Raw genomic sequence first — 743 nt, forward strand, 5'->3', positions numbered from 1 at the left:
GAATACGAAACAGAAAAACGGCACTATGCCCACGTTGACTGCCCGGGCCACGCCGACTACATCAAGAACATGATCACCGGCGCCGCCCAGATGGACGGATCGATCCTGGTCGTATCCGCCGCTGACGGCCCCATGCCCCAGACCCGCGAGCACATTCTGCTGTCCCGCCAGGTTGGCGTTCCATACATCGTTGTCTATCTGAACAAAGCCGACCAGGTTGACGACCCCGAGCTGTTGGAACTGGTCGACATGGAAGTGCGCGAACTGCTTTCTTCCTACGAATTTCCCGGCGACGATACCCCGATTATCAGCGGCTCCGCATTAAAAGCCATGGAATGCGCCTGCGGCAAGAGAGACTGCCAGTGGTGCAAATCGATCTGGGAGCTGATGGACGCGGTAGACTCCTATATACCGACGCCGCAGCGGGCCATTGACAAGCCCTTCCTGATGCCGGTGGAAGACGTGTTTACGATTACCGGACGCGGCACCGTGGCCACCGGGCGTGTAGAGCGCGGCCAGATTAAAGTGCAGGAAGAAGTGGAGATCGTAGGTTTCACCGAGAAGCCGCGCAAGACCGTCGTAACCGGGGTTGAGATGTTCAGGAAGCTTTTGGACAGCGGCCAGGCCGGCGACAACATCGGCTGCCTGTTGCGGGGCGTGGACCGCAAAGAGATCGAGCGGGGCCAGGTGCTGGCCAAGCCCGGCAGCATCAAGCCGCACACGAAATTCAACGCTGAAGTATA

1 protein-coding gene is annotated in these 743 nt (G+C 59.1%); it reads left to right on the forward strand.

The window, feature by feature from the left end:
- A partial coding sequence (locus Psfp_RS21175) for an elongation factor Tu (protein ID WP_134220480.1) occupies positions 1 to 743 on the forward strand: 743 nt, incomplete at both ends.

The sequence above is a fragment of the Pelotomaculum sp. FP genome (assembly GCF_004369245.1).
GTDB lineage: Bacteria > Bacillota > Desulfotomaculia > Desulfotomaculales > Pelotomaculaceae > Pelotomaculum_C > Pelotomaculum_C schinkii.